The organism is Gelidibacter japonicus, assembly GCF_010725055.1.
Lineage (GTDB): Bacteria > Bacteroidota > Bacteroidia > Flavobacteriales > Flavobacteriaceae > Gelidibacter > Gelidibacter japonicus.
Window position 1 is genome coordinate 1 of the sequence record NZ_BJKB01000031.1, and the last position, 15,585, is coordinate 15,585.

Here is a 15,585-nt window from a genome sequence, read left to right on the forward strand (position 1 = left end):
TTTTTGGTAAATATCATCACAGGACTGATTGCCTATAGTTTCTTGCCAAAAAAGCCAAGTATTAAATATCATACCGTAAAAACAGATCAACTCGTGCTTTTTTAATCGAACTCAGGTTACAAGGTATATGTTCAGTGTTCCCGTCTTTGCAAAGGCTCCGGATAGGCAGACAGAGTATAGCAATCATTGGTACATGAATCAAACTTCGTTATTCGTTATTCGTTATTCGTTATTCGTTATTCGTTATTCATAACTCGTTAATCGTCAATCAATATTTGCTCCTAAAATGAAAAAGGATCACGACTTACATTCATAAGCCGCAATCCCCTAACATATGTATTACTTTCTGAAGAAGAGTTCCTTTATTTCTTTTCTGTCAATTCACGTGTCAACCATCCTCTTCTACTTGCTGTTGCAATAGCGTAAGGCGTAATCCAGAATAAGCCGAAAGTATAAAGCACACTATAGGAATAGGCCCAGAAAGATTCTGACAGCTTATAACGTTTTGCATAAAACAACACCGGGAAACTTGATAGTATTAAGATGCTGAAAAATGTAGAACTTATAAAAAGTACTGGGTGCATCACGATGAAAAACAACATAAACACCAAGAATGGGTAGCTCATAATTATTTTTGAAGATTGACTGATAAACAATAGTCGAGTCCCCAATTTAGAACCTTCTCTGAAATTTGTGAATACATATTTCGACATCTGTATATTTTCACGCACGTTACTTCTGCCCCATCTGATAAACATTTTATACAAGCCCTTGTATTGTTCAGGTACATTGGTATAACAGTAGGCATTTCTTTGGAAAAGCACATGCTTACCTTGTTTTAAAATCATATTGGTCATGGCACGATCTTCTCCAATATCTGACGGTTGTCCCATAAAGGTTTGGTTGATCCAATCTTCAAGACAAGCAAAAACTGCCGATCTACGGTATGCTGCCAAAGCTCCCGGAGTACAAAGTACAGAGTTTAAGCTACTTTCTGCCGATCGCACAAATTCAAAACTCAATACAAAACTCACATTCAACATCTTAGGCAATAATGCTCTTTCATTATTTAGCACTCGGATATTCCCAGCCACTGCACCACAGTTTTCGTTGACTACAAATGGGCTCACCAAATTTCTTAAAGTATCAGGTTTCACCACCGAATCACTATCAACAGTTACAAAAACCTCGCCTTTGCCAATATTAAAACCACGGTAAAGCGCATGACGTTTGCCTTTATTTTTCGGTTGTTGTAAAATTGATAAACGATCTCCAAGTTTCTTTTTAGCCTGTTGCATCCAATACCAAGTATCGTCTTTACTGCCATCATCAATAGCCAACAATTCCAATTTGCCGTCTGGATAATCACTATCTGCCAAACTCATCAAAGTATCCCAAACCTGTTTGCCTTCATTATAGGCTGGTACAATTACGGTACAGGTTGGTAGTTCCTCGTTTGATACTGACTTAACAGCTTTATATCTGAAATAAAGAAATAAGTTGTAAATAAAGAAGCCTGCTTTGAAAATAAACAAGCCAGTAGCTACAACTAAAAATATAAGTCCAATAGTAGAATTGATTCGATCTTCTCTAAACTGATGAAAATCGTTTTGAAGATCAAAAACTAAAAATACAGAACCAATCATCAACAAGAAAGTACTTGCCAGTACCACTACGCCCCATGGATTGATTGATTTTACTGGAGATAAATTACTGAAAAAAGATCCTTTCTTTTTGAAGGATCGGTTTTGATCGTTTGAAATTAGCACTCGATTTGAATTTGTCATTTTAGTGTTCATATAAAATAGTCCCGAATTATTGTTGTTTTTTTATTCGACATCATCTTATACTTAGCAACACCTATGCCATCTCAAAATTCAGTGGTTTTAGGGCCATTATTGCATTTTATGGAATTTAAAGTGTGTAAGATTTACACGCATTAGGAGATTTTACACATCTTTTTACACAGTTGTACCTTCTAAAACGTGACATTCTTAAATAGAAGAACATTTATTGTTTTTTTTAAAATGGCTCACCATGGTTTAAATTCAAAAATCCTTCCCAATTCATCTGAAATGGGAAGGATTTCCTTTATATATTCCAAGATCCAACAACAACCAAGCACTGGATTTAAGAACCTTAATTAGCGAATTTTATTTACCATAAAGCACATTGGTTGTACCGCCACCTGCCAAACTCACATCTACAGGTTTATTGGATTTCCAATTTCCACGCGTAAAATCAGGAACATCAATGGACGCTGAACGGTTTGCTACGGACTGTTCACTCAATGGTGAAATGGCACTCCATAAAGCGGCATCATAAACATCTTGATCTAACGGTAGTCCGTTGCGTAGACAGTCGATCAATCGCCAATCCATCATAAAATCCATGCCACCATGGCCCCCCACCTGTTTGGCCAAGTCGCCCACTTTTTGAACAATTTCTGGGGTATATTTTTCTTCTACAGCCTTAAATTCGTCGCCATTTAACCAAGAATGCCCTTTCCCAATTTTGGCTTCTGGCCACTTTCGAGCAATAGCCTTGGTGCCACTTACCAAATGGATGCGAGAATAAGGTCTTGGCGAACTGACGTCGTGCTGAACCATGATGCTTCGTCCGTTTTTGGTTTTGATCATGGTCGTGTTCATATTTCCCCTATAATCGGCATCTACGTATGGCTTGAAGAAATCGTCCTTTTCCGCCAAACTTTTGGCCATCGGGTTCATGGAGAAATCCGCACTTGAAAGTGAAGTCAAGTAATCCATCTGATCCCCTCGGTTCACATTCATGACCTGACAAATTGGACCTAAACCATGAGTCGCATAGAGATTTCCATTGCGACCAATGTTTTCCTTGAGTCGCCACATGTCCTGATAGGCGTCCTTATTAAAATTCAAATCTACAAGATCATGGATGTAGGCACCTTCACCGTGGATGATATCGCCAAAATAACCCTGTCGAGCCATGTTCAGAGTCAGCAATTCAAAAAAGTCATAACAACAATTTTCGAGCATCATGCAATGCATTTTGGTTTTTTCAGAAGTTTCAACCAACTCCCAGCATTCGTCAATTGTTTTAGCTGCCGGAACCTCAACGGCCACATGTCCTCCGGCATTCATGGCATAAATCGCCATTGGTACATGTAAAGCCCAAGGTGTTGCAATATAAATCAGATCTAAATCTTCCGTATCAATCATGTCTTTCCAAGCATCTTCTCTGCCACTATATAGTTTTGGATTGTGCGAGGTGCCATCCAATAATTTCTTGGCGCTTTCGGCTTGCTTTGGTCGTAAATCACATAAGGCTTTAATTTCTACTCCTTCTATATAGCTCATTCGTTTGACTGCACCCGGACCACGCATCCCCAAACCAATGAAACCAATTTTAACCGTATCTATTTTGGGTGCAGCGTATCCCGACATGTTAAATCGGGAGGTCCCATAATTAGGTGGAGCCACAATTTTTGAAGTCGTACTGCAACTTACCAATCCACCAGTGGCAATACCAAGTCCAGCAAGACCACTCAGTTTTAAAAAATTCCTTCTGTTGTTTGTATTGCTCATATCCATAATATTTGTGTTGTCATCTAATATTCCAACTTTTTAATTTTAATTGCCATTAGAACTTAATTGAAATTTGAAAGATATATTCATTTAATTAGCCTTTCAAAAATAATCAGTCCTTAAATAAAAAAGCCTCCAAATAGCAGAGAATTTAGAGGCTTTATTGAGGTGATTACATTTTATTCCACGTATCATTCAACATATTGACATCTGCCAACATCCTATTTGGATCCAAGACCACTCGTTTCACTTCTTTTGTTGTTTTCAATAGATGGGTCCAGCTATTGCCACGCTGCCAGATTTCCACAGGAAGCCTTACGTTTTCGGTGGTATCATCCGCGTAAATCACCTGGAGCTCGACGGGCATCGGGATTTGTCCATTATTTTCAACAGTGACCAGATAATTTCCCTGAAAAGGTTCAACGGATGTAATACCCATATCTATATTTCCATTGCCAAAGAACCAACCCTTCCAGAAATAGGACAGATCTTCGCCTGCAACATTCTCCATATGATTGAAAAAATCATTCGGTTGGGGGTGTTTGTATGCCCAGTGACGGATATAGCTGTTAAAAGCATTGTCAAAACGCTCCGTGCCCAAGATGTACTCGCGAAGCATAAAAAGACCTGCCGCAGGTTTGTAGTAGGCCGTGTAGGCTAAATTTCTTGCATTAGCCACCTCTGGAGAGGTATCAATACCTTCACGTTTTTCAAAGGTAAGATATCTCACCAACGTACGTGGTTTGTCAGTGGAAGACGGATATTCACCATTGTTGAAAGCCACCGTACTGTAGTGATTTATAAAGGTATTAAAGCCTTCGTCCATCCATGGGTAACGGCGTTCATTAGATCCAACGATCATTGGGAACCAATTATGTCCAAATTCGTGGTCGGTAACGCCCCATAAGTCTTCACCTCTGCTTTTATAATGGCAAAAGCTCACCCCAGGATATTCCATTCCACCCACGTTTGCGGCTACATTTATCGCATTATGATAAGGATAAGGGTAATAGGTGTTAGAATAAAACTCTACGGATGCTTTGCTATACTCAGTAGAACGTGACCAAGCACCAGTGCCATCACTTTCTTTAGGATACACTGATTGTGCCACTCCTGTTTTTCCATCTCCAAGATTCATACGGGCGGCATCCCAAATAAATGCTTTTGATGAAGCCCACGCCACATCGCGTGTGTTTTCCATTTTAAAATGCCAGGTCAAAGTTCCAGTCGTTTTAACTTGTGATACTGGCTTTCCAACTTCATCTGGTGTGATGATATAAACTGTTTTGTCACTTTTTTCAGCTTTTGCAAAACGGTCTTGTTGGGTTTTGGTAAGTACTTCTTTCGGATTCTGTAAAATTCCAGAACAAACCACTGTTTGATCTGCCGCAGCTGTTATTTTTACATCGAATGTTCCATATTCGCAATAAAACTCACCTGCACCTAAATAAGGCTCTGTATTCCACCCTACCACATCATCAAACACAGCCACCCGTGGATACCATTGCGCAATGGCGTAAATAGTTCCTGCTTCAGTTTCCAATCGTCCCATCCGGTCCATGCCTTCTAAAGGAACCTTGAATTTAAAATTCATTTGTATGGTCACCTTACCACCTTTTGCGGCTAATGGTTTATCCAAGAAAAGCTGCATTCTGGTATCAGTAATAATATGTTTTGACGATGTACCTGTTTCTGTTTTTGCTGAAATATTTGACAATTCGAAACCACCTTCAACGTCGCCGCTATAACGATTACCAAGAACTGGAGTAGTTAATGTGCCACGAGAGTTTTCAGTAAAGCGATTTTGCTCCAAATAAATCCAAATAAAATCTAAGGTTTCTGGACTGTTATTGGTATAATGTATGGTGACATTTCCTGAAACGGTGTGATTTTTTTCGTCTAAAGCCACTTCCAAATTATAATCGGCAGCGTTTTGCCAATATTCAGGCCCAGGTTTCCCGGAGGCTGTCCGATAGACATTTCCTTGGCGATAAGTAAAATCATCAAATAAATGTTGATTGCCATAATTTGCTTCTTGCGCAAGAATTGAAAACGGAAGAAGGAAAGCAAACAGCCCTAAGATGCTGCTTTTAAAGTACGTCATAATTGAAATTATTTAATTAGAATAAGTTTACGAAGATACTAATTTGAATGGTATGTCATATGCTTATAATGAGGTTAGTCTGATCTCTTGACTATTTGATATCAATCATAATGATTAGGTTCAATATGAATAAGAACCTCCGCTAAATTTGGGATTTGCTCTTGTAAGTAGTCTTTTAATTCATGTGATATTTGATGTCCGACTTTCACCGGAATCTCACCATCGACAATCGCGTGTAAATCGACATGAAACTTCATACCTGATTTTCGGACCATGCATTTCTCAGTTCCAAGAACTCCTGGTACTTCTATGGATCGTTTCCTGATTTCCGATATGAGATCGCCGTAAAGTTGCTCGTCCATGATTTCACCTAAAGCCGGCCTGAAAATCATGTAGCTATTGTATAAAATAAAAGCGGATGCAAATAAAGCTGCCCAATCATCAGCATTTTCATAGCCTTCTCCAAATAAAAGGGCAATAGAGATTCCTATAAATGCCATAACCGAAGTAATGGCATCACTCCGATGGTGCCAAGCATCCGCTTTAAGCGAAGAGCTATTGGTTTGCTTGCTTTTCCGAATGACAATCTGAAAGGAAGTTTCTTTCCAAATTATGATCAGACCTAACACAATTAAGGTCCAACCTTTAGGGGTTTCCTGAGGCGTTTGGATATTTTGAATACTCGTGTAAGCAATAACGGTAGCAGAAATAACCAAAAAGGCAACCACTGCAAACGTGATCAAAGGTTCAATTTTTCCATGGCCATACGGATGATTTTCATCTGCTGGACGTTTGGCATATTTAAATCCCAATAAAACCAAAAACGAAGCAAAAACATCTGTGGTCGATTCGATGGCATCGGCAATGAGCGCATAGGAATTTCCTAAAAAACCCGCTAAGCCCTTTATGATGGCCAAACAGATGTTCCCAATGATACTGAAATAAACAGTTCTTATGGCAGTTTTTTCGTTTCTCATTTACTTATTCAAGTCCCATATCAATACTTAAGAATTAATCCATAACTCTAAATTAACGAAAAGAAGTATCTCAAAGCATTATTATAGTTAAGGAAAAGAAATCTTAAATTAAGTCAAAACCACAATTTTCATTTATAGAGACCCCTTAAGTTAGTTTATTTCATCCGTGATCTCTCCACATCGCAACATACTCGCGCCAAAATACGGATTCAAGATTTCTTCCTCTGTGCTCATCCAAAATGCACCAAGATCACCCTTCACCATAGGACAATAATCCACATATACTTTTTGATTGATGCCGAAGGTTTTCACCGCATTGATTAAATGTGCCGAAAGATGGATGAAATGATCTCTTTGCTCATCAATATCAGAGGTTTTTGAAATTGCAAGAGCAGATTCTTGAAGTTCCTTTTCTAACAACATCCATCGGCTATGAGCTGGCTCATCCTTTACCAATTTCATATCCACTTTTTGAAGATTTTTAAGTAAGTCGCCAGCTGCCTTCTTTGGGGTTTCCGCATTGTCATTGACCAAAGCTTTCTCTATAACCATATAATCATCAAACACAGCTTTTAATTGGCCTTGGAACTTTGACGGCACTTCCAGTCTTTCAATACTTGCAAGATGATCTGTAGGATCCATTTCCGGCTCTCCCACGGTGTTCATCATGCTTCTTTTCCCCTGTAACTGTGCTGCCGCGTCAACAGTAAAAGTACCATTGACCACTATCTCCTCACCATTTGACAAACCCTCAACAATTGTATAATTATCACCATTTTTGGACCCCAAGGTGACCTCGCGCATTTCAAAAATCGGTTCATCTGGATTTGTTTTTACATATACCAGAGATCGATTTCCCGTCCAAAGGACCGCAGATGCAGGAACACTGATTAACGCTTGTTTATCTCCACTTTTTACTACCTGAACTTTTGAGGTGACGAACATTCCTGGTTTTAAAATTCCCTCTTTATTATTTAAGGTTGCTCTTACTGAAATGGTTCGGGATTGGGTATTTAAACTTGGGTCGATAAATGAAATCGTAGCATCAAATTCCTTATTTGGATACGCATTGGAAGTCACCGTTATTTTTTGACCGACTTTTAACTGCGAAATCTGATTTTCATAAGCATCAAACATTGCCCAGACCGTTGCTAAATTACTAACTCTTACTATCGGCTGTCCTTGTTTGACATAGTCGCCTTCTTCTGCCATTTTCTCTGAAACCGTACCGGAAACCGTCGCATAAATTGGGAAGTTTTCCCTAACTTTTCCTGAAGTCTCAATTTGGCTGATCTGATCTTCGGACAGTTTCCAGAGTTTTAATTTATTTCGAACAGCATTGTACAGTGCAGGTTGTGATTCTTTCATTCTAGCTGCGGTCAACAATTCCTGCTGTGCCGCCACCAGTTCTGGAGCGTAAATAGTAGCTAACAATTGACCTTTACGAACGTTTTCACCGGTAAAATTGACGTTTAATTTCTCTATTCGCCCTTCAAAATAACTGGCCTGCACCGCATTGGCTTCTTCATTAGGCATGATTTTTCCAGAAAGCATCATTGAGTTTCCTTCCGACTCCGAGTCATTGCCCACCACCATCGTATGGATATTGGCCAAAGCCATGGCGTTGTTGGTCATTTTTATCTCATTCAATGCAAGCCCTTCACCACCAGCATCTGCCGGTATTAAGTCCATACCACAAATTGGACAATCTCCAGGTTCGGGCTGCATGATTTGTGGGTGCATGGAACAGGTCCACATTTGGGCAACCTCTTCTGAATGCTCGTGGTTGTCTGAATTTGCGGTCTTGTTTCCAGAATCTCCACCGAAGAGCAGAAAACCAACCAACACGCCTACAATCAAGGCAACAACCGTATAAATAATATTCTTTTTCATTTAATTAATGTTTTATTTTTTGTTCTCTAAGCGTTTTATTATGGCTTTCATCTCGGCAATTTCTCGTTCTTGAGCTTCAATAATCTCATCCGCTAATTTTCTTACTTCAGGATCTTCAATATCGGCTCTTGAACTGGTCAAAATAGCAATAGAGTGATGCGGAATCATGGCTTTCAACCACAGTAAATCACCAACAACAGGACTTTGAGCTCTTACTAAACCAAGTGCACCGACGAATAATATCAAACTACCCAAAAGGATAGCAATATTCTTTTTCCTGTTTTGATACATTTTGCGCATGGCAACCCACATGATGACTGCCATAGCTGAAATCCCCAAACAAGTCATATAAAACCTGGTCAAGCTAAAATAGACATGATCTATAACATAGGTATTTAAATACATAGTGATATACATGGCAATAAACGATGCCACCAGCATCAGAATGAATTTTGTATAGTTATCATTTTTCGAGTGTTCTTTATTTGTTTCCATAATAATTTGTTTTTAGTTAAATCTTGGCGGCTCTTAATCTCAAGGCATTCCCAATCACGGATACCGAACTAAAACTCATAGCCAAAGCAGCAATCATTGGTGATAATAAAATTCCGAATACAGGAAATAACACACCTGCTGCAATCGGCACCCCTAAGGTGTTATAAACCAGTGCAAAAAAGAGGTTTTGTTTGATATTTTTCATCACGGCATGACTCAACTTTCGAGCTTTAACAATCCCATGTAAATCGCCTTTCACCAAAGTAATCATGGCACTTTCAATAGCAACATCCGTCCCTGTACCCATGGCAATTCCCACGTCACTTTTCGCTAAAGCTGGTGCATCATTAATACCGTCACCAGCCATGGCAACGACTTTACCTTGTTTTTGCAGTTTTTCAACTTCCTTGAGTTTATCTTCTGGTAGCATGCTCGCTTTAAAATCGGTAAGATGCAACTCTGTGGCCACCGCTTGTGCGGTATTGTGATTATCTCCAGTCAACATGATGACTTCAATGCCTCTTTCTTGAAGCTCCTTAATGGCTTTTGCACTTGTAGGCTTTATTTTATCACCGATCACCACATAGCCAACAACTACTTTATCAATGGCCAAGTATGAAACCGTTTTACCTTGTTGCTGAAAAGATTTTGCTTCATTCTCCATTTCTGAACTGATCTCTGCATTGGCATGCTCCATCATTTTAGGATTTCCTAAAGCTACTTTTTGATTGTTAATCGTCGCTTCAACACCCTTACCGGTAACTGCACTAAAGGCCTCCGATTTTAGTCCCGATGCTTCGGGATCGGCTTTTTGTTCTTTCCCATATTTTACAGTGGCGTCCGCCAGCGGATGCTCACTGTTGCTATTTAGTGAAACGATGTAGTCCAATACCTTTTTGTCAGGAAACTCTGGTTTAAAAGAACCTATTTTTTCTACCGTTGGCTTGCCTTCGGTAATGGTTCCGGTTTTATCAATAATCAACACATCTACTTTATCCATACGCTCAAGAGCCTCGGCATTTTTGATCAAGACTCCATTTTGAGCACCTTTACCAACTCCGACCATTACTGACATTGGTGTTGCCAAACCTAAGGCACACGGACAGGCAATAATCAATACGGCAATACCATTGACCAAGGCATAGACATAAGCTGGTTCCGGCCCCCAAATAGCCCAAACTGCGAACGTTATTACAGATATAATGACTACTACCGGCACAAAATAACCAGAAATCTTATCGGCTAAATTTTGGATTGGCGCGCGACTTCTACTGGCATCATTCACCATATGGATGATTTGGGACAGTAAGGTATCACTCCCCACTTTTTCAGCCTTCATTAAGAAGGTTTGATTCCCATTAATCGTTCCACTGCTGACTTTATCGTCTATAGATTTGCTGACAGGAATTGGCTCTCCGGTGAACATCGATTCGTCAATACTCGATTCGCCTTCAGTAATGACACCATCTACAGGAATCTTATCTCCAGGTTTTACCTTTAGAATATCACCCAACTCAATTTTATCGATGCTCACTACGACCTCTTCGCCATCTTCCATTTTGACGGCTTTATTTGGTGCCAATTTCAATAACTCCTTTACCGCCGAATTGGTTTTGCTATGGGCACGTGCTTCCAAAAGCTGTCCTAAAAGCACCAAGGTTAAAATAACGGTTGCCGCTTCAAAATAGACGTGAACCGCACCAGAATCTGATCTAAACTGATCAGGAAAAACATCTGGAAAAAACAGCGCTACCACACTGAACAACCAAGCGACTCCAGCACCAATGCCAATAAGCGTAAACATATTGAGATTCCATGTTTTGATACTTCTATAAGCACGTTCAAAGAACATCCAAGTGGCATAAAAAACTACTGGAATAGAAAGTGCAAATTGAACCCAATTCCAACTCTTCTGCTCCATGATATCGTACAATGGATTCGTCATGAGCATTTCGCTCATCGCAATAATAAAGATTGGCAACGTAAACGCCATAGCGATCCAAAACTTCTTCAACAGTTTTCTATAGGTTTTCTCTTCTGAAGAAAGATCAGGTTCCATCGGGACTAAATCCATGCCACATATAGGACACGAGCCAGCTTCATCTTGTACAACTTCAGGATGCATCGGACAGGTCCATTGCTCTGAAGCAATAGCTGATAAATTTTGCTCTTCGACCAAATCCATACCACAGACAGGGCAATCGCCAGGTTTATCGTAGGTTTTGTCGCCTTCGCAATGCATTGGACAATAAAAGACCCCCGTTCCGACACCTTTTGGTGGTTTTTCTTTCTTGATTTCGGAGGGATCAGGCGCTTCGCCTAAGTTATATATACTATAAGTTCCACCATCATCTTTCAAAACTTCCTGGAATTTTTCGAGTGGAATATGATTTTCCATTTCGATAGTCGCTTCCTTTTTCTCCAAATTTACAGAAGCACTTGAGACGCCTTCTACATTGGAAAGCGCTTTTTCAACATGGCTTCTGCAACCGTCGCAGGTCATTCCTTCTATGCTGTAGGTATGGCTCTTGTGAGGCACTTCCCCCAAATTATAAATGCTATAAGTCCCGCCATCATCTTTTAAAGCCTTTTGAAACTTTTCAAGTGGAATATGGTTCTCCATTTCGATGGTCGCCTCTTTTTTCTCTAAATTGACTGAGGCACTTGAGACGCCTTCTACATTGGAAAGTGTTTTTTCGACGTGACTTCTACAACCATTGCAGGTCATTCCCTCTATGCTGTAGGTATGTTTCAGAATTCCTGCGTAGGCAGGAATCTCCTCATCCGTATCTTTCAATTTGAAATCCTCTCCCAAATTATGAATACTATAAGTCCCGCCATCATCTATTAAAACCTTTTGAAATGTATCAATCGGAATGTGAGAATCCATAACAATTATAGCTTCAGACTTTTCCAAATCAACTTCGACATTTAAAACACCTTTGACTTTTGATAGCGTTTCCTCTACATGACTTCGACAACCATTGCAAGTCATTCCTTGTATGTGATACGTATGTTTCATTTTTCTTGTATTTTAGACCTAACAGGTTTCATCCCGATGGCTATCGGGACTGTTAGGTCTGGATTTTTTTATTACTCTAAAATTAATTCTTGCAGTGCTTCTATTTTCAACTTATTGGAATGTAGTACATGCTTAAAATTATTCAAATCGCCAAATAGTTCAATGACTTCATCTCGTTTTAAAGCTGTTTCTTGCTCGCTAATGAGAGCTTCGTAAGATGAATGTTTATATGTTCTATAATCTTCAATTTGATGATGGGTTGAATTTGTATTTACATATACAATAAGGTTCCTCGAATAGGTTTCTTCTGTAATTTTTATTCGCTTTAAATGTTCCTGAAACAAACTTCCTCTTCTTTTATACCTTTTATTAATAGCCTTGGTATAAGCATTCAGCATATTGGAAATGGGTTGGTCCAAACTGTTTTTTCTCTTTTTAATATCTTCTGTGTATTGCAACACTTCATAAAATCTTAAGATAACATGAAAATGATTTGGAAGCAAACAATAACTATAGACATCAGCCACCTGAAGCAGATATTTTTTCATCAAGACCAAGAAATAATTGTAATTGTCTTGCTCTAAAAAAAGATTTTCATTATTACTTCCCCTATTGTATAGATGAAAAAAATGTCCTGATTCAAACGGTTGATATTTCATGATTGCTTATATTTTAGACCTAACAGGTTTCAAAAACCTGTTAGGTCTTCAGGTTATGATTAATTGATCTCCTTTTGCACGACACCACATTTCATCATCTTACTGCCGAAATATGGATTTCTTATATTTTTCTCCATGCTTAACCAAGCACCACCCGTATCACTCGCATACATTGGGCAAAATTGTTGGTAAAGTGTACTCGCCGTTCCTGTGATGGTTACCATACTGGTGACTGCATCGTTCAATTTCTGAAAATGTGCACGCTGTTCTTCCATGTCGCTATTGACAATTTTTCCTGAATGCTCAATGGCAGAATCAACAAGTTGCTGTAACTCATTTTGTTGTTCAGCCGAATAGCTATCTAATTTAAAGCTTTTTAGTGTGGTTTCAAGTTTCTTTCCCGCCTCAGCAGCAGCTTTTTCGTCGGTTTCTACCAAAGCGTCCTTAAGCGCCATATAATCTGCCAATACCTTTTCCGAATCTGGATTCTGAACCTTCGACTCATTATTGGCAGTCGATGCACTTGGCTCCAATTTGATCATTTCAGTCTCGGTTGTAGCACTTGAATCTTCTTTACCGTCTTTACAGGACATTGCTGTTAGGCCTACAAAAGCCATGGCCATTAGTGTTGTTGTTGTAACTCTTAGATTGTTCATTTTGTTTTGATTTAAATTAATACTTGGTTTTAATTGGATTTATTAGGATTCCCATCCTATTCAAAAAGTGCTATTCAAAATTAAAAATACTTCAGTTTTTAGTAAAATAATCAATGATGCTCACTTGATGAAAATATGCACCGATCGCATCGATACGATTCAATTGAAAATTCAACTGCAATTCCTGCACATCTAAAACCTCTCTAAAATCTATAGTGCCCGTCTCATAGTTTTTAAACAAAATTTCAGTCGCATTCTCTGCTTGTTTCAAATTCTTGTCCTGAGTTTCCAAACTGATACGCGCTGCATTCCTGCTTCTCACAGCAGTCTGCAATTCTGCAATCAAGGAATTTTGGGAAGCTTGCTTTTGAACCTCCAAGGCTTCATGTTGGATTTTGTTCTGCTTCGCAATGGACTTATATTTCTTATTGAAAATTGGTATTGAAACCGATACCATCGGCATCAACATATTAGGTGCTTCGTTGTACAACATATACTCCATCCCTACCCCAAACCCCGGTGCACTTTCTTTTTTATTGAGTGCATCGGCTTGGGAAACCACCTTGTTCAGTTCCTCAAATTTTCGCAATTCGGGATGCAAACTAAGACTGGCAAAATCTATGTCGCTATCCTTTTCGGGCATGAATAAGCTATCTACAATTGAGATCTGGACTATTTCGTCACGGTTCATTATTTTATTGAAAGCCGTCAGTTCTGCGGCGTAATCCTGCTCCAACACTAATTTTCGTTCCATCAGCTCATTTTGTCTCATCTGCAGTCGCAACACCGAAACCGCAGAAGTTTGTCCCACCTCCACCGAGGTTAATGCCATCCGCTCATAAACCTGTAGAAGTTGAATATTTGAATCCAAAACCTCTTGCTTTTTTTCTATTTTATATAAGCGGTAATAGGATTGCGACAAAACCATGGCGATTTTTCTTTTGGCGATTTCGATCTCCAAAAAATCCGCATCGGCCATTGCCGAAGCATAGTCGCCACGAGCCGAAATCGTCCCAAACCAAGGCAGCATTTGCATCACCGAAAATTCCGCTTGTTGCATCATGGGCATCTCGGTGCCTATCATATAACCTCCTGAAAACTCGGTGTTGGGAAGTGTGTTGGTCTCTATGATCTTTTCAGTAGAAATAGCATGTTGCTTTTCTACGGCCTGAATATTCGGATTGTTATTTATAGCCTCTTCAATATAGGTTTCCAATTGCTGACCTTGAGAAGACCAACCAAAAAATAGCAGCGCAACAAGACATATATCTCCAAAGCGGAACTGCTGAAAACGCAAACGAATAGTTGTATTTAAATTTAGATTCATTATTTCTATTGTTTTTTAAGGATTCTTAGCCGTCTTTTCAATTTTGCTTCGCGTCTCCAACTGAAGAGTACAGGAACAACAAAAAGCGTAATCAGCGCAATCAACATGCCACCAAAACTCGGAATGGCCATCGGGATCATGATATCACTTCCCCGGCCGGTAGAGGTCAAAATTGGCAACAAGGCCAAAATAGTGGTGGCCGTAGTCATCAAAGCGGGACGTATCCTTTTATTTCCTGCTTCTACCACTGAAGCACGGATTTCCTTGACATCTTCAGGGTCGTTTTTATCAAAAGTTTGGGTGAGATACGTTGCCATTACCACACCATCATCCGTAGCAATCCCAAAGAGGGCAATAAATCCTACCCAGACGGCGACACTTAGATTAATGGGATGCATTTGGAACATGTCCCGCAAGTTTTCTCCAAAAAAGGTGAAATTTAGAAACCAATCCTGACCGTAAAACCAGATCAGCAAAAATCCGCCGGCAAAAGCAACGGTGATTCCTGAAAATACTATCAGTGAAGTAAATACAGAACGGAACTGGAAATAAAGGATTAAAAAGATGATCCCCAAGGCCAGAGGCACAATTACGGAAAGTGTTTTTTCGGCGCGCAATTGGTTTTCATAAGTTCCCGTAAATTGATAATTGATCCCTTTTGGAACAGTGAGTTCTCCACTGGCGATCTTTTCTTTGATCAAGGCCTGTGCATTCTCAACGACATTGACTTCTGCGTAGCCCTCCAATTTATCGAACAATACATAACCCACCAAAAATGTGTCCTCACTTTTGATCATCTGCGGCCCCTGCTCGTAGCGTATTTCTACAAGTTCTCCCAATGGTACTGGATTGCCTTTTTCTACCGGCACATAGATATTCTTAAGAT

The 15,585-nt window shown here is 39.5% G+C and carries 11 protein-coding genes and 1 pseudogene; 1 reads left to right on the forward strand and 11 read right to left on the reverse strand.

The window, feature by feature from the left end:
- A pseudogene (locus G6N06_RS20185) lies at nt 1-105 on the forward strand (IS982 family transposase); the annotation flags it as partial.
- A gap of 257 nt (nt 106-362) precedes the next feature.
- On the opposite strand, the gene G6N06_RS18985 reads toward G6N06_RS20185, so the two are convergent.
- From G6N06_RS18985 to G6N06_RS19035, 11 genes are all read right to left on the reverse strand, one after another.
- The gene (locus tag G6N06_RS18985) at nt 363-1,787 is read right to left on the reverse strand and encodes a glycosyltransferase family 2 protein (RefSeq protein WP_163518280.1); all 1,425 of its coding nucleotides are present in this window, start codon (nt 1,785-1,787) and stop codon (nt 363-365) included.
- A gap of 366 nt (nt 1,788-2,153) precedes the next feature.
- Nucleotides 2,154-3,566 (reverse strand): Gfo/Idh/MocA family oxidoreductase, encoded by a 1,413-nt coding sequence (locus G6N06_RS18990; RefSeq protein ID WP_163518281.1) that lies wholly within the window; start codon nt 3,564-3,566, stop codon nt 2,154-2,156.
- A 172-nt stretch (nt 3,567-3,738) separates the two neighbouring features.
- The gene (locus G6N06_RS18995; protein ID WP_163518282.1) at nt 3,739-5,670 is read right to left on the reverse strand and encodes a M1 family metallopeptidase; all 1,932 of its coding nucleotides are present in this window, start codon (nt 5,668-5,670) and stop codon (nt 3,739-3,741) included.
- Between the two features lie 101 nt (nt 5,671-5,771).
- Nucleotides 5,772-6,647: a cation diffusion facilitator family transporter gene (locus tag G6N06_RS19000; protein ID WP_163518283.1), complete on the reverse strand. Its 876-nt coding sequence runs from the start codon at nt 6,645-6,647 to the stop codon at nt 5,772-5,774.
- Between the two features lie 150 nt (nt 6,648-6,797).
- On the reverse strand, nt 6,798-8,540 hold the full coding sequence (locus tag G6N06_RS19005) for an efflux RND transporter periplasmic adaptor subunit (protein WP_163518284.1): 1,743 nt from the start codon (nt 8,538-8,540) through the stop codon (nt 6,798-6,800).
- A 12-nt stretch (nt 8,541-8,552) separates the two neighbouring features.
- The gene (locus tag G6N06_RS19010) at nt 8,553-9,035 is read right to left on the reverse strand and encodes a DUF305 domain-containing protein (protein ID WP_163518285.1); all 483 of its coding nucleotides are present in this window, start codon (nt 9,033-9,035) and stop codon (nt 8,553-8,555) included.
- Nucleotides 9,036-9,051: 16 nt separating this feature from the next.
- Nucleotides 9,052-12,057, reverse strand: coding sequence for a heavy metal translocating P-type ATPase (locus tag G6N06_RS19015; RefSeq protein WP_163518286.1), 3,006 nt, complete (start codon nt 12,055-12,057; stop codon nt 9,052-9,054).
- Nucleotides 12,058-12,128: 71 nt separating this feature from the next.
- Nucleotides 12,129-12,716 carry a transposase gene (locus G6N06_RS19020; protein ID WP_205334808.1) on the reverse strand — a complete coding sequence of 196 codons (588 nt, stop codon included), beginning with the start codon at nt 12,714-12,716 and terminating at the stop codon, nt 12,129-12,131.
- 59 nt (nt 12,717-12,775) lie between these two features.
- Nucleotides 12,776-13,372, reverse strand: coding sequence for a DUF3347 domain-containing protein (locus G6N06_RS19025; RefSeq protein ID WP_163518287.1), 597 nt, complete (start codon nt 13,370-13,372; stop codon nt 12,776-12,778).
- Nucleotides 13,373-13,463: 91 nt separating this feature from the next.
- Nucleotides 13,464-14,699, reverse strand: a complete 1,236-nt coding sequence (locus G6N06_RS19030; RefSeq protein WP_163518288.1) for a TolC family protein — start codon at nt 14,697-14,699, stop codon at nt 13,464-13,466.
- 5 nt (nt 14,700-14,704) lie between these two features.
- Nucleotides 14,705-15,585 (reverse strand): efflux RND transporter permease subunit (locus G6N06_RS19035; RefSeq protein ID WP_163518289.1); only part of this gene is annotated, 881 nt, incomplete at its 5' end.